This is a genomic window from Syntrophobacterales bacterium (assembly GCA_019429105.1).
In the GTDB taxonomy this organism is placed as follows: Bacteria; Desulfobacterota; Syntrophia; order Syntrophales; family UBA5619; genus DYTH01.
The window spans coordinates 55,300-69,463 of the sequence record JAHYJE010000009.1 but is presented as its reverse complement, the minus strand read 5'-3'; the positions used below and the strand labels follow the sequence as shown (position 1 = coordinate 69,463).

Below are 14,164 nucleotides of genomic sequence, written 5' to 3'. Positions count from 1 at the left end.
CTCCTCATCACCTGAAGAATAGATATGGTTTAGCTATAGCAGATACGGAAGCGTTTGTCTTTTGAAAAGAATTCAGCGCTTCATTATAGGAAACGTAAGCGCCTGAAAGATACTTTGGGACGACTTTATCAGGCACCAACACCTCAGCACATTTAATGGATTTGTGTTCCCATTCCTCAATCTGGTTATCGGGATGTGTCCATGATGTGGCAAAAACCATGTCTCTATTAAGATGCTTCAAACCTTCAGGGCATGGGAAAAAGCGTGCATAAACACTTGAAGCGTTATGATCTGAAATAATTACTCCCGGCAAATTCATGACCGCTGGATCGATCCGCAAAATACAAAGATCGGCATGTTTTGCCTGTAAAACGTACATCATCGGATTTCGTGCATCAAAATAAAGATTGACGTAGGCATGCAACGGCAAACCACCCGGTATTATTTTCTTCGCCCGCCTTTCCTGCACATCTGGAGACGCTACCGATACATGAGAGAGTCCACCGGCCTGCTTATGAGAAAGAATGCCGTATTTGCAAATCGAAGGTAAATTACCGATATGGGTAATATAATGAAGCTCTTGTATATCTTGAATATTCACCTATATTGCCTCATCAGAGTAAAGTGATCATTTGCCGCTGCCATTTTCTCCATAGATCAACAAATGCTGGCCTTGGGGAATGGAGACGGTTTCAGGCTTGGAAAATGCACGGTAATTATTAATTGTTATGCCGGTTATCCATCTCATGAAGCTTTTTATTGTTTCCCTTCTATGATTCGTATCTCTTCAATCGTATCCATTTTAGACATGGCTACGCTTACGGGGTGGTTGGGGTTGGATAGATCTTTGTAAACTTTTTCAATGACCTCTATCTTCATTTCATCATTCCAATTATCTTTTAAATCCGAAAAGTTATTTAGGTGCCTGAGCACTTCGGCATCAGCGGCACTGATTTGATCCGGGAGGTAGAGTTCGTAAACTATGGCATTGATCAGGTGTTCGAATAAAGTTGTCCCTCTGTTATGTTTTTTGAGAAAGTGAATATAAGAAACGATATTCGAAAAATTGTTTATATTTAATGAAGTAACAGGAAATATAATTGGGAGTTTCTTCAAATGAATCCCTTTAATATACGGAAAGATATCAGGATTTGTTATCATTCTTTTATTAAAATAATATTCCATTAAACAAGAGTTAATTAAGCCAGTAGCGATACTTAAATTGCTGTTTTGTCCTTTCTTTGGGTAAACGTTGTATATACTTTGATCTGTATAAAATTGTTCGGTATCAAGCACTGCAATCAATTTGTTTCCTGTTTTTCGTACGAGAATTTTTTCCTTCTGTAGATAAATCCTTTCATCGGTATTGCTATGCAACTCTTCCGTTATAAAATTTATAAATAGCTTTTCAGAATTAAGAACATATTTATTTATGTGTTTGCCTTGTAAATACCTCTTGTAATTAGAATTAATTCTTTTGTCCGCAAGAAATTTCTTGATTCCACTTGCAACTATTCCAACGTACACATCAAAAAAATCATCAATCGTTTTTGAATTGGACTCAATCCTGTCAAGTAAAATGTCCTCGTCTGAAGTCGCTTTTATGTTTATGATATAATCATTAGCAGCTTTATCCCATATTTGAGAATTGTAGACTTTACACTCATCAAAATAGCTAAAGTCTAAATCATTTTTCCGGATAGCAGTTGTATTCAAGTTATTCCTTGAATTAATTGCAAATAGAATAATTGAATCCGTCACCGCTTCAAATACTTTGTTCCCGAAGCTTACAATTCTGGGTATATGATATTCTGTTATTAGATATTTCCTAATTTTTTTTAAATATTCATTCTGGAGAAAAGTGCTGGGAATGATATAAGAAAGGAGTCCATGTTTCTTTAAAAGATTTACTCCTTTTTCAGTAAATAGCGCAAAACTGTTTATTTTGTACTCTGCTGAATTGGAGAATAACTTTATTAGCAATTGAACATCTTCTAATTTAACATTAACCTTTTCTTTTCCTTTATATGTAACATATGGCGGATTCCCTATAACCACATCAAAACCTTCCCTCCACCCAAACATCCATTCCGAATCGAAAAAAGGACTGTAGGCGTTCTGGTCGTAAGGATCAAATGCCGCTACCTGACTGGCTGAGTCTTTATTCCAGCCGTCTTTTTCCAAGAGCCCAGATATCTTCTTCCGGAGATCCCGGTCTTTTTTCTGGCAGGCCAGTTTTTCTCTGCGCGTTCTGGCGTTGAAATACTGATGCCGCAATGCCTTGAGATCATCTTCCAATTTTTCGATTTCAGGATTCTTCAAGCTGAGCTGACTTTCACACGTCGATTTTGATTGACTTAATATATGTGGTTTATCCAGGCCAATCAGCGTATTTGCCGCCACAAACTTTGTTTCCAGGTTCGGCAGGCTCAGGATTCCAAAATTTTTCCGGGAGGAATCTTTTTTCTGATCTACAACCAGCGAGATAAAAAAACGAAGCTTGGCGATTTGAACGGCAATCGGTTGAATATCCACGCCGTATATGCAGTTTTCAATCAGATAAAGCTTCCGTCCGTAATCCAGCTCATTGTTGGCAAAGGCTGCTTCAATATGGGCAATTGATTCCTCACGGATAGTCGGATCGTCAATTTGCCTGGCTTTTGAAATCTGTCGTTCCTTCCATTTTGCATTTTGCGGATCTACTTTGTGCAGTACAAGGGCAAGTTTGTGCAAAACGCCCATGGGAAAAGCGCCGGAGCCGCAGGCCGGATCGAGGATCTTACAGTTGTCAATGGCGTCAATAAGCGTCTTTGTCTCTCTTGCGGTGAAGGCATGCTCTTTTTCCGTATAGGAAAATAGTATTTCCAGACCTGCGTCGGCATCACCCGGCAACATTCCCGCTTCTGCTTCCAGCTTCTGTTTGAGGTAGGCTTTCAGGCTTTCATCCACCATGTAGTTGACGATTTCACGGGGCGTGTAGAAGCTTCCCGTCTGCTTGCGGGCTGTGGTTTGGGTTTCCGGGTTGTAGCTGGCCAGAAGATTTTCAAACACACGCCCCAGGAGTTCCGGGTCGAGCGCGATTTCTTCTTCGACGGGTGTGTTTTCCACCACGGTGAATTTATAGGCGAAGAAAATATTGAACAGGCCCTTGACTTTATAGCGTTTATTCTTTGTGCCGTAGGCGGCATTGAGATCATAATCCTCTTCCTCGCCAAAAAACAGAAAATCCGGAACAACGGCCTGCTTTTTGGGGTTACGGGAAAAGCCGTCGCCGTAAACCACTTTATCGTGATCGTCTTCTTTATCGAGACAATCAAAAAGCCCGCCATTCAGAAAGGGGATGTCTTTAAACAACGCGAGAACGTCTTTTTCGCCAATGGCAAAATCTCCGGCATAGCGATAGAGGTTTTTTACGCCGTAATTGTCTCTATTTTCCTGAAAAGTTCCCTCCCTGGCAAACCCGCGTTCGTTCATTCGCTGATTGAGGGTGGCGAAAAAAAGGTTCTGCAGGATGGCGAGGTAATAAATGTCTGATTTTCTGTTGTTCAAAAAGGTCTTGAGGATTTTTTGCATCTCACGGCGATCAAACAAGGCATCGGGAATTAGACTTTTTTCTTTGATAAACCAGACGAAAATAATCCTGGTAATCAGCCGAATCAGGCTGGTGGCGTTGCGGATATCCTTGTTTTTCTCGACGTCATCCGGGAAGGACACATAATCCATCGCCCAGAAATACCAGTTGGACAGCTCTTCATAGAAACTTTTGTTCAGCTCCTTGGTATCCAGTGTTTTTTGCCAAGCATTATGCAGTTCTACAAAGTTGGTAAAGGCATATTTGCCTTGCAGCTCATCAAAGGAAAGATCGGATAGAATTTCCAGATGCGCCCGGTGCGGGTTTTCGATCCTGATATCTTTGATGAGAGTGACTTTCTCCAAAACATCTTTGTTTTCGTCTTTCTTGTGCTGGCGGCGGTTGATGACCGCCAGCGTGAGACATTGACCATATTTAAACAGTATCATTACCGGCATGGGGAACAAATGGTTCACCTCGCGGGTAATGTTGCTGAGATCCGTGCGACTGTATTGGTCTTTAGATAGGGCGATAGTGAAAAAGAGGTATGTTTCAATGATGGTGCTATCTACTTTTCTGGTATCAAATAACGATATTTGCCGGCGCACTTCATCCTTGGAAAGTTGAAAGAGCAGGTCAACGTATTGCCAGTCTTGGACAAGCGCCTTGTCTTCGTGAAATTTGGACTGGTCAATAACGAAGGATTCTTTGAAGGTGGCATAGTTGGTTTTATCGAACGGCGCCTGGCGGTTGGTATTGTAGCCGAGCGCTTCAAAAAGATTCAGGGCGTTGGCAGATAGTTGACCGGCGCCAAATGCCCCAAGAGAAGCACTGATTTTTTGCTTGATATCAACGTTTGCCATTTTGTTACCTCAGCACAAGCCAGGTGATCAGTTCAAAGTTGTTCACTTCATTGATCTGTCTGGCTTTTGGTATGATCAGCGCACTTCGGTCAGTCAATAATTTCTGCGTCCCGCGCTTTTTAAAAACACGAATGATCTCATCAACCGCCTTCTTTAAAAGCTCGGCATACTTTTCCATCTTTTGACCATTATCGGTCTCGGCATTGAAAATATCGCAGAGATATTGATACGGTTCCGTTTGCCCCTGACATAAAAGCCTGTAAATCTCCAGGATTTGTTTGGCATTCGTATAATTATACCTTACCGTGCCGTCGTCACGGATATACACCAGGAAATATGGTTGCAGGGGATTCACTTCTTCATTGCCATCCGTCACGCCCTTTTGCCTCAGGCAGTAAATGGCGCCGGGTTTGATAATTTCCTTTTCCGTCTGAGAGAAGTTTTTGCTGCTGGCTGAAGACGAAGCTTCGTCGGATGGCGATGGTATGACTGCGTAAAGTCCGAACGGTGCATTCTCCAATTTCTCACGATTGGCAGTTATGTATCCGAGAAGCTCTATGCGGAAGTCATCGAGGGTGAAATCGGTGAGCGATACATCTTCATCCATATCTTCCAGATCGAGGACTTCTTCCTGGAGCTTCTTAAGCTGCCGATTTCGATATTTTAAATCTTCCGATATTAATTCTTCGAGCTGCTCTGTATTGAGAATATTGTCTTCTCCCGTTGCCGTCACATCGACCAATGCCATGCGGGCTTCGACCCGTTCCTTGAGATTGATGTAATTATCAAGGTCTTTTGTCGGCCAGAAATTGACCAACTGAATTTTGGAATTAATACTCCCCAGCCTGTCGATACGCCCGAATCTCTGGATAATGCGCACCGGATTCCAATGAATGTCGTAGTTGACAAGATAGTCGCAATCCTGGAGGTTCTGCCCTTCACTGATACAATCTGTGGCTATCAGGATGTCTATCTCGCCTTGCTGCGGTGCGGATTTCATTTTTGATCTGTTTTTCGATATGGGAGAGAAGTTGGTCAAAATACTGTCGTAATCATTTTTGCCGAAGGTTGTTCGTGTATGATTTCCCGAAACCAGCGCACAATTCACATCTATGCTATTTTTTATCCACCCTGACAAATTATCGTAAAGATATTGAGCGGTATCCGCAAAGGCCGTAAAGACAAGCACCTTTTTATTGTCTTTATTCGTCTGATGCCTGATTTTATTTTCAATGAGCTTCTTCAATTCATGCAGTTTTGCGTCTCTATCCGGGGTAACGGCTTTGGCGTTATTATACAGATCGACGAGCGCGGCCTTATCCTTGCCCAAATCCGTAAGCCATTCATTCAGTCGCAGATCGGCGAGGTCAAACTTGAGTTTTTTACCAACCTGCCACTGCTCAACATCTTCCCCGTCCTCTTCAAGCTCTTCTTCGTCGGGTTGCACGTCTTCGAGAGTTTCCTCCTGGGAAGAAATTTTATTCTTGATGAATAATGCAATTTTCTTTTCCAGGCTTTCGATCTTTTGAATAGTCCTATCCAGCGATATCTCAAATGATTCAATGGAACTTTCAAGCCTCTTCAGATAATTGACCTTCATCATGCCGATTAGAAAGTTTTCACGATCTGCCTGTTTGAAGGCGAGAACCTCTGTACCGGCCAACTCCTCATACTTTTGCTTCTTTTCTTCTTGCACATAAGCCGAAGGATTAAAGATGGATAATTTGTATTCTAAAATTTGCTTGTTCAGACGGTCATACGTCGGGAATCTATTTTTTAAATCTATTACCGGGTAAACGGAATATGGTTTGAGCCTTTCGGGAAATGATCCAATGGATTCAAGTTTATAAAAAGATTTAATATGCTTGCGGCTGCGCGCGATCGTTAATTCATCAAGCAGTTTGAAAAATGCTGAATCGAGACGTTCTAAAAGGTCTTTCAGTGTCCTTTGCCTGGTTCGCTTGCGATCCGCCCAGGTTGTAAAATTTGCCTGCGCAGTCTTCAGCGTCAGGGAAATATCTTTGATGCCGCATGATTCAAACAATGCATCGTCTCTTCCCTCCGTTATCAGGGCAATTTGATTTCTCAAGTCGCGCAATGTGTTATTGACCGGTGTCGCCGACAGCATCAAGACCCGCGTCTTGACACCCGATTTGATGATCTTTTCCATGAGCCACTTGGCACGATTCATCTTGGTGGTTCCATCATCCTTTGTTCTCTCTACAGGATTGCCTTTGAAGTTGTGTGATTCATCGATGACGACAAGGTCATAAGCGCCCCAATTGAAGTTGTCCAGATCGATTCCGTTCGCGTCAGACCGTCCTGAATTTCTCCCCATATCGGTATGATAAAGAACCGTGTAATTAAAACGATCTTTAACAAAAGGATTGAGTGCGTGATTCTGGCCCGCCTGGTAAATAGTCCAGTTTCCGGTAAGCTTTTTCGGGCAAAGTACGAGAACACGGCTGTTTGACAATTCAAAATACTTAATAACCGCCAATGCCTCAAAGGTTTTGCCAAGCCCAACGCTATCGGCGATAATGCAGCCGTTGAGCTTCAATATCTTATTGATGGTGCCTTTAACGCCGTCCTTTTGAAAATCATACAGGGCATTCCATATCTCGCTTTCAAAAAAACCGGTTCTTTCGTTGAGCAGGCCGCCTCTGGCCTGGTCATCCAGATAGTTTTCAAAAATGTGGTATAGCGTTTTAAAGTAAATGAATTCAGGTTCATTTTCCGCATAGAGTTGAGCCAGGTACTTTAAAACGTCATCCTTGACATCCTCCACAAGACCGGATGCGTCATTCCATATTCCGTCAAACCACTGTTTTAATTCCTGGCGATCCCGGTCGCTGTCGATTATCATGTTCAGCTCGATATTATTGTTTCCCCCCAGGCCAAGACCATTAACAGTAAAGTTTGAGCTGCCGACAATGGCTTTTTCAATGCCACTTTCCTGGGTAACATGGTACATTTTCCCATGCAGGAAATTTGGTTTAACCATTGATCGAATATCTACCTTCTCCCGAATCCAGTCTGAACAGGCAACGGCAACAGATTTTTGGGTTAGCCTTTGTTCAATGGGAATAATCAATTGGTCGTCTTCTATTTTAAAACTTCGATGATTTTTCTTGCCGGGATCAACAGATTTTATGAAGGTAGGTTCGCCGAATAAAAACCGCAGGCGCTCTATTTGATCAAGCTCAGATCTCAAATGATGATATGCGTAGATTGTAAAATATGCGGAGACAATGGAAACATTCGAATTGCTTTTTATAATCTCTTGCAAGAAATTACCGACATTGCCGTATTGATGGTTATCTCTGATAGAGGCGCTTGTCATCAGATTATTATCTCCAGAGCCAATTGCAAAACTCCCAACGCTGTCATTCCCGCGACGCTTCTGGGCGGGAATCCAGTTTTTAACTATCTGAAATCATGGATGCCCGACAAAAGCATTCGGGCATGACACTGAGTTTTGCAATTGCCTCTCCATTATTGCATTAAAGAATATGCCATCTTCTTAATCCTTTTTCCGATCAGCTCCTCCATCGTGGTAAAGTAAATGCTCAAACCGACCGGACATGCCTTCAGGGCAAGTGATAAGGCTATGTGGGTAGGCTTTTCCAATTCATGAGAGGTATGGAAGAGAAAATTGCCAGACTTCTCAGGCATGCCTCACCCTGCCTGAGAAGCCTGGACTGTAGGCTTTTTACTCTCTCACAGATTCAAATTTTTGTGAATGTATGTCGTCAGATCGCCGAGGCGGTTGGTGTAGCTGCCGTATTCGTTGTCGTACCATCCGAAGATCTTCGCGTGAATTACCGGAATGCGAACATTCTTTTCCTCGAGCGCTTCATGAACCGCCGCCGGCAGATTGGGGATGTCCGAGAGATCGAAATCGATAAAGGCCGTCCGGGTATGGTTGAACTGCCCCTCGATGACGATGGCGGCATCCATGCCAATCAAGTCGGTGGGTACGTTCTGTTCTTCCGAATAGACAACCAGATGTTCGGGATCATTGGCGGATGCCTTTTTGTAGATGCTGTTGAGGCTGTTCCGGTTGAGCGGGGTTGCCCCGCCGTTTTTAGGCGCCGGAAAGGTGATGTTCAGGACGATCAGGGATTCCGTTGTCGTCGGCACCCGGATCGAATCCGCCATGAAACCGATGTCTTTTACCTCCGGGATCACCTGGATCAGGGCTTCGGCGGCATTGGTGGAAGTCAGGATGATGTTGTTCAACGTGCTGCGGTTTTTCCGAAGATCCTTTTCCCCGGCCTTCGGCGTCTTGTCGAGGATGCTCTGCGTATTGGTTGCCGCATGAATCGTTGACATCGAGGCGGTGAGGATTCTGCTGGTCGCCTCCTCTTCCAGAAGTGGTTTCAGCATGTGCGCCAGACCCGTGGTCGTGCAGGATGCCGCGGAGACAAGCTGGTGTTTTTTATGGTCAAATGCGGTATGGTTGATGCCGTAAATCATTGTTACCGCTTCGCCCGGCATCGGCAGAGCCTTATTTTTAATTTTAAACGCCGAGGAGTTGATGACAATCTTCGCCCCTCCGGCCAGGTGCCCGCGCAGGGAGCCGTTTTTTTCATCCGCCGGCAGCGTCGGATCCTGAAATTTCCCGGTACAGTCCACAACAACATCGGCGCCGTAGTCCCGCCAGGCGATTTCTGCGGGATTTCTTGATTCGCGTAAAATTTTTACGGGGATGCCGTCGATCAGAAGTTCACCCTTCTTATCATCGACGATTTTCACAAGTCTTTCCGCTTTGATGCCGTACAGAAATTTGTGCAGGGGCCCGTAGGTCGCATCTTTTTCGATCGTTTGGGCAATTGCGGCAAGCCCGGTGCCGACCTCCCGCCCCAGATTGACGACAATTTCCTGAAAATATTTTCTTCCGATATGGTGCCAGAGCGTAAGTTTCCCTATCCTTCCCAAGCTGTTTATTCCCAGAACCGGTTTTCTGTTTTCAAAAACCTCTACCTGACTCATAAGCGACCATCCTTTCTTTTAATAAAAAATTAATGGTTGAAGAGAAAAAAACGGCTGTGTTTATCCAGGTCTTGAGTACCCGATGATTGTTTCAACGGCTTTTTGTTATGCCGACCCGGTGGCAGCAGGGAGAAACCGGGCAGATGCTGCAGATTGGCGAAACGGGCCTACAGATGTTTCTCCCGAAGGAAACCAGCAGCGTATTGTACTTTATCCAGTACTGTTTCGGCAGCTTTTTCCGGAGGGCAAACTCTGTTTCCTCCGGGTTCTTTGTCTGCACATACCCGAGGCGATTGGAGATGCGGTGTACGTGTATGTCCACGCAGATACCCGGTCCGTTGAAGCCGATGGCCACGACGAGATTGGCCGTTTTTCTGCCGACTCCGCGCATCGTGAGGAGTTCCTCAATGCTGTCCGGCACCCGGGAGGCGTAGCGGTCAATCAGCGTCAGACAGACTTCGTGAATAGTTTCCGCTTTGTTGCGGTAGAAGCCAACCGGGTAGATAGCCCTCCTTATCTCCTCTGTTGTCAGCGCCGCCATTGCCGCGGGCGTGTCGGCGAGGGAAAAGAGTCTTGCGGTCGCAAGCGCGGTTACCTCGTCTTTCGTGCGCAGGCTAAGCAGGGTCGAGATAAGTATTGCAAAGGGATCGCGATGTTCCTCCGCCAGTTTTGTAACAACCGGCAGCTCTTTTTTTTCGAGCGCCTCCTCAATCAGTCCGATGATGGTTCCGATAGAAAGATTGTCCATAACCCCCGGGTTTATTCATAACCTTCGTCGTTGGCCAGCATGTCCAGATGGAGGGTCGCAATGTCTTCGACGTCCAGGTCCACTTTCTTGTTCGTGTGGCGGAAGTCAACCATCTTTATATAGCGCTTGCATTTATTGCAGACGTCCACCCGATAGTGTTCATCGCCTTCGATGGTAAAATAGGCGAGGGTCTGTTGCTCCTCATTCCCGCAGAAGGGACATTTGATCGCCTCATACTGCCATTCGAATCCGCACTGATTGCAGAAAAGATAGCGGTTTTCCGCTTCGCCCCTGACTTCGCCGATTTTTGGCTCCCGACCGCAAACGGGGCAATATCCCTCCTGCCAGCCGATTTTGCTGATTGTTTTACCATAGGCGGATGCGACTATTTCGAGGGCCGGCCGCAGGCTCTCTTCGAGGAAAAGTTCCACCAGGTCGAATGAGGCATCCTCCTCTCCGGTTTTTTCCAATTCATTTTCTTCCGGACCCTGGTTGAAAGATTCGTAGATGAGATCGTTGAAAAGGACTTCGCCGCCGGTTATTTTGGCGGCCATTTCTTTGGTTTCACCCGGCGCCCGCTTTTCCGCGATCTTTAAAAGTTCAAGGAAATAATCCTGTGGTTCGGAAAGATCATAATCCGCGAAAGAAAAATCGATAAGCGGGAAACCTCCCTCTACCTTTGCCTTGATCAGCTTTGCATCGACGGCGAATATTTCCTTCTGTATCCGGCGCCGGTATTCCTCGCGCAGGATCAGAATCTCTTCCAGTATATCAAGCAGCTCTGCATATTGGGGATTCAAGGAGCGATGACTTTGGATCGTCCGTAAAGAGTCCTTTAAGATAGTGGCCATGTTGTTGATCTCCCTTGTTTTTTTCTTTACCGTCGGAGTTTATACATCCTTTCTATCGCAGGTTCAAGAGATATTTGAAGCGAGCGGGCGTTTTTTTCTTGACATTCCTTAGGGTTTTTCTTTATTGACTCAGTAAGAAATAAAACGTCAGGAGGAATTATGGGAAAGGTTGCAATCATAGGTGTTGGACAAAGTACCTTCGTCCGGAGTTATCCCGGATCGATCAGAGAGTTGGCCTTCGAGGGTTTTAAGGAGGCCATGCAGGACGTCAAAATAAAAACTGCCGACATTGGCGCATCCATCATTTGTTCCGCGCCGGAATACGACAAACAGCGCTCGCCGGCCGGTGTTCTGGCCGAGTATCTCGGTCTTAACCCCCAGCCGACATTTTACGTGGAAAGCCTTTGTTCATCGAGCAGCATGGGCTTGAGAATGGCCTACGCGCTTGTTGCCTCCGGATTGCACGACGTGGTGGCGGTGATCGGTTTTCAAAAAATGTCGGAAATCTCTTCCGCCGAATCCCAGGAGCGAATGGGGCGCGGCGCCGACATCCAGTGGGAAAGCCCCTTTGGCACCATGATGCCGGCCTACTACGCCATGCATGCCCAGGCGCACATGGCAAAATATGGGACAACCTCCGAGGATCTGGCCTTGATTCGAGTTAAATCAGGAACATACGGTCAGGATAACGAGAAGGCCGTGTATCGCAAGGGCGTGACGCTGGAAATGTTTTCCCAGCCCGATAGCCCCATGGCCGGTCCCGTGGCCACCCCTTTGCGGGTGGGAGACTGCTGCGCCAACGCGGACGGCAGTTCCTGCGTGATTGTGGCCAATGAGGAAAAAGCGAAGGCATTTTGCAAGAAACCCGTCTGGATCATGGGACTTGGGTCGGCAACCGCGCCGGTAAACATGGCGGGGCGCGACTCCTTTTCCGGTCTTGCCGCCGCGCGTGCGTCTGCTGCGCAGGCCTACAAAATGGCCGGCATTACCGCCAAAGATGTTGATGTGGCGGAAGTGCACGATTGCTTTACCATTGCCGAGATGATGGCCTACGAAGACCTCGGCTTCGCCAAACCGGGGGAGGGAAGAGACCTGATTCGCAGCAAGGAAACCTACAAAGAGGGGAGCATCCCCGTGAATGTGGATGGCGGACTGCTCTCCAAGGGCCATCCCATTGGCGCCACAGGAGGTTCTCAGATAAGGACAATCGTCCTGCAGTTGAGAGGCGAGGCAGGGGGAATGCAGGTAAAGGATCCGGAGATTGGCTTGGTGCACAACATAGGCGGCGTCGGTCTTTATGGGAACGTCACCATTTTGGGGAGGTAGAAATGAACAACAAAAAAGAGGTAGATGCACGCTTCAAAAAATTCGGGACGGTAAGCTTCACCTCCCTTACAAAAACCAACGATTTTATAACTTACCTCGAAGAGGACAAGGTTATGGCGACCCGCTGCCGGACATGCGGCAGGGAGTACTTCCCGCCCCGTGCGGATTGTTACAACTGCGTTTCCAGTGATATGGAATGGTTCCCCGTCTCCGGCACAGGCAAACTTCTTACCTACAGCAAGCTTCAGTATGCCCCGGTTGGCTTCGAAGGAGACCTGCCTTACTCGATTGCGGTTTTGGATTACGGCGCCTATAAGGTTTTCGGGCGCATTGCCGGAGATGTCCCCGAGGGGGAGATAAAGGTAGGCATGGAGATGAAAGCCGCAGTGAACAATTTGCCGAACGGCCAGATAAACTTCGTTTTCCACAAGGCATGAAGTCCTGGTTTCCGGTAAATGGCGATAAATGGCAGCATAATACTATTTCTGTTCGCTAAACTTGGAGGACGCGCTCCGACGCGTCCGCCAAGTTTGGAAATCGTTTGTGAAGTTAATATCTAATAGACTCTTTGCCTTCAGGGATTGTCTTTTTTAACGTCTTGCTTTAACCGCTCAAGTTCCTCACGGTACTGTTCGGCCTGAACCTTGATCTGCTCCATCTCATTTCTTGTCTTTTGCAGTTTTTCCTCTTGTTTTTTCCGCTCTTCCCGTGTCTGGTCTTCAATCGAGTCCAAGCCTATATAAACCGCGAGGATGCCGCCGAGGATCAGCAGGATGGGGATAATGCCCTTCAAGGCGATGATAAAAGCGCTCCACCACAGGGAAAACCCAATGATGCCAAGAACAACCGAAACAATGCCGCTGATGAGCATGGACATCGACCTTACCTCCTGATGGGATAACTTTTCCTGATGGGATATCTGGAACTATCCTTCTGTAATTATTGCCTTTACATTGAACAATGAGGCTATTTTTAAAATAGCTTTATTAGTGACGTCTCTTACCATTTAAGAGAATGTCTGACAAGCAGAAATTCGGTTTGCGCTTTTGCAAGGCACGGTACGCAATTCTATGCCGCAAGAAGGCAGGATACTCATGACGGATTTTCATCATTGGTTAGCCCCGCTTGGCTCTGAAAAAATTTAGTTCGCATTTTATTAATCCAGGATATATGGTATGGATGCACATGAACAAGCTGGCGCTATTGATTTTAAACAGGCAGAGAAAGATTCTGCACTTAAGGGCAGGCAATACAATGAAAATAATGAAAATAAAGTTTGGCAAAAGCGGCGATAAAGTTGATGCTTTTGGAATAAGGTTTTATGGGGATATTGACGAAGCGGGCAAACAACTTGGGAGCATCAGCGAAATTTTTTCTGACTCAACTGATGCAGGCATTATAAAAAATAAAAGAATCACCCTCTGGTTTACTTTTGCCAAGATTCATTCCTATGAGAAGGCGTCAAAGCTGCTTGATGATTTGGTGGCTGGATTAAGGACGGAGGGATATGAGATTATCTTTTCGTCTATTGATGATCTTGTCGATACAACCTCCCCCGAATATAACGGTACGCCCGAAGGCAGTTTCCCCACTTCTCAGAGAATACATGGTTATAACGCGGCAGGCGGTTTTTCCGCCACAGCCGAAAAAAAAGATGATAAATTGAGATTTTCATTCGGGGAAATTGAAACAATCGTGAGTTTGCTAAAAAAATTCGGGAAAATGGCCTATGGGCGATCCTTAATGAAAGCAATATAAGAATATGCTCAAGGGGCAGCGAAGCCGGATATAATTTCAGTTGCGGCTCTGC

The 14,164-nt window shown here is 45.8% G+C and carries 10 protein-coding genes; 3 read left to right on the top strand and 7 right to left on the bottom strand.

Going from position 1 to position 14,164, the window contains the following annotated elements; all coding sequences use genetic code 11:
- Nucleotides 1–7 precede the first annotated feature (7 nt).
- The 6 genes from K0B01_04775 to K0B01_04750 all read right to left on the bottom strand — a co-directional run bounded on the left by K0B01_04775 (nt 8) and on the right by K0B01_04750 (nt 11,028).
- Nucleotides 8–601, bottom strand: coding sequence for a DUF4433 domain-containing protein (locus K0B01_04775; protein ID MBW6485449.1), 594 nt, complete (start codon nt 599–601; stop codon nt 8–10).
- 155 nt (nt 602–756) lie between these two features.
- On the bottom strand, nt 757–4,434 hold the full coding sequence (locus tag K0B01_04770; GenBank protein MBW6485448.1) for an N-6 DNA methylase: 3,678 nt from the start codon (nt 4,432–4,434) through the stop codon (nt 757–759).
- A 4-nt stretch (nt 4,435–4,438) separates the two neighbouring features.
- A complete protein-coding gene (locus K0B01_04765; protein ID MBW6485447.1) occupies nt 4,439–7,777 on the bottom strand; it encodes an ATP-dependent helicase in 3,339 nt (1,112 codons plus the stop codon).
- Between the two features lie 377 nt (nt 7,778–8,154).
- Nucleotides 8,155–9,429 carry a glyceraldehyde-3-phosphate dehydrogenase gene (locus K0B01_04760; GenBank protein MBW6485446.1) on the bottom strand — a complete coding sequence of 425 codons (1,275 nt, stop codon included), beginning with the start codon at nt 9,427–9,429 and terminating at the stop codon, nt 8,155–8,157.
- 91 nt (nt 9,430–9,520) lie between these two features.
- Nucleotides 9,521–10,177: an endonuclease III gene (locus K0B01_04755; GenBank protein MBW6485445.1), complete on the bottom strand. Its 657-nt coding sequence runs from the start codon at nt 10,175–10,177 to the stop codon at nt 9,521–9,523.
- Between the two features lie 11 nt (nt 10,178–10,188).
- The gene (locus tag K0B01_04750; protein MBW6485444.1) at nt 10,189–11,028 is read right to left on the bottom strand and encodes a formate dehydrogenase accessory protein FdhE; all 840 of its coding nucleotides are present in this window, start codon (nt 11,026–11,028) and stop codon (nt 10,189–10,191) included.
- Nucleotides 11,029–11,187: 159 nt separating this feature from the next.
- Between K0B01_04750 and K0B01_04745 the strand changes: the two genes are divergently transcribed.
- Nucleotides 11,188–12,354, top strand: coding sequence for an acetyl-CoA acetyltransferase (locus K0B01_04745; protein MBW6485443.1), 1,167 nt, complete (start codon nt 11,188–11,190; stop codon nt 12,352–12,354).
- A gap of 2 nt (nt 12,355–12,356) precedes the next feature.
- Entirely contained in the window at nt 12,357–12,791 is a 435-nt protein-coding gene (locus tag K0B01_04740; protein MBW6485442.1) for a Zn-ribbon domain-containing OB-fold protein, read from the top strand.
- Nucleotides 12,792–12,928: 137 nt separating this feature from the next.
- Here K0B01_04740 and K0B01_04735 read toward each other — a convergent pair whose 3' ends face one another.
- Entirely contained in the window at nt 12,929–13,231 is a 303-nt protein-coding gene (locus tag K0B01_04735) for a hypothetical protein (protein ID MBW6485441.1), read from the bottom strand.
- A 308-nt stretch (nt 13,232–13,539) separates the two neighbouring features.
- Between K0B01_04735 and K0B01_04730 the strand changes: the two genes are divergently transcribed.
- Complete coding sequence (locus K0B01_04730; protein ID MBW6485440.1) at nt 13,540–14,112, top strand: hypothetical protein; 573 nt, start codon at nt 13,540–13,542, stop codon at nt 14,110–14,112.
- Nucleotides 14,113–14,164 lie beyond the last annotated feature (52 nt).

What these genes read in the sequence shown, in the direction of transcription:
- K0B01_04770 (MBW6485448.1), bottom strand. Translation starts at nt 4,434, where the DNA reads ATGGCAAACGTTGATATCAAGCAAAAAATCAGTGCTTCTCTTGGGGCA.
- K0B01_04755 (MBW6485445.1), bottom strand. Translation starts at nt 10,177, where the DNA reads ATGGACAATCTTTCTATCGGAACCATCATCGGACTGATTGAGGAGGCG.
- K0B01_04740 (MBW6485442.1), top strand. Translation starts at nt 12,357, where the DNA reads ATGAACAACAAAAAAGAGGTAGATGCACGCTTCAAAAAATTCGGGACG.
- K0B01_04730 (MBW6485440.1), top strand. Translation starts at nt 13,540, where the DNA reads ATGAACAAGCTGGCGCTATTGATTTTAAACAGGCAGAGAAAGATTCTG.
- K0B01_04760 (MBW6485446.1), bottom strand. Translation starts at nt 9,429, where the DNA reads ATGAGTCAGGTAGAGGTTTTTGAAAACAGAAAACCGGTTCTGGGAATA.
- K0B01_04735 (MBW6485441.1), bottom strand. Translation starts at nt 13,231, where the DNA reads ATGTCCATGCTCATCAGCGGCATTGTTTCGGTTGTTCTTGGCATCATT.
- K0B01_04745 (MBW6485443.1), top strand. Translation starts at nt 11,188, where the DNA reads ATGGGAAAGGTTGCAATCATAGGTGTTGGACAAAGTACCTTCGTCCGG.
- K0B01_04765 (MBW6485447.1), bottom strand. Translation starts at nt 7,777, where the DNA reads ATGACAAGCGCCTCTATCAGAGATAACCATCAATACGGCAATGTCGGT.
- K0B01_04750 (MBW6485444.1), bottom strand. Translation starts at nt 11,028, where the DNA reads ATGGCCACTATCTTAAAGGACTCTTTACGGACGATCCAAAGTCATCGC.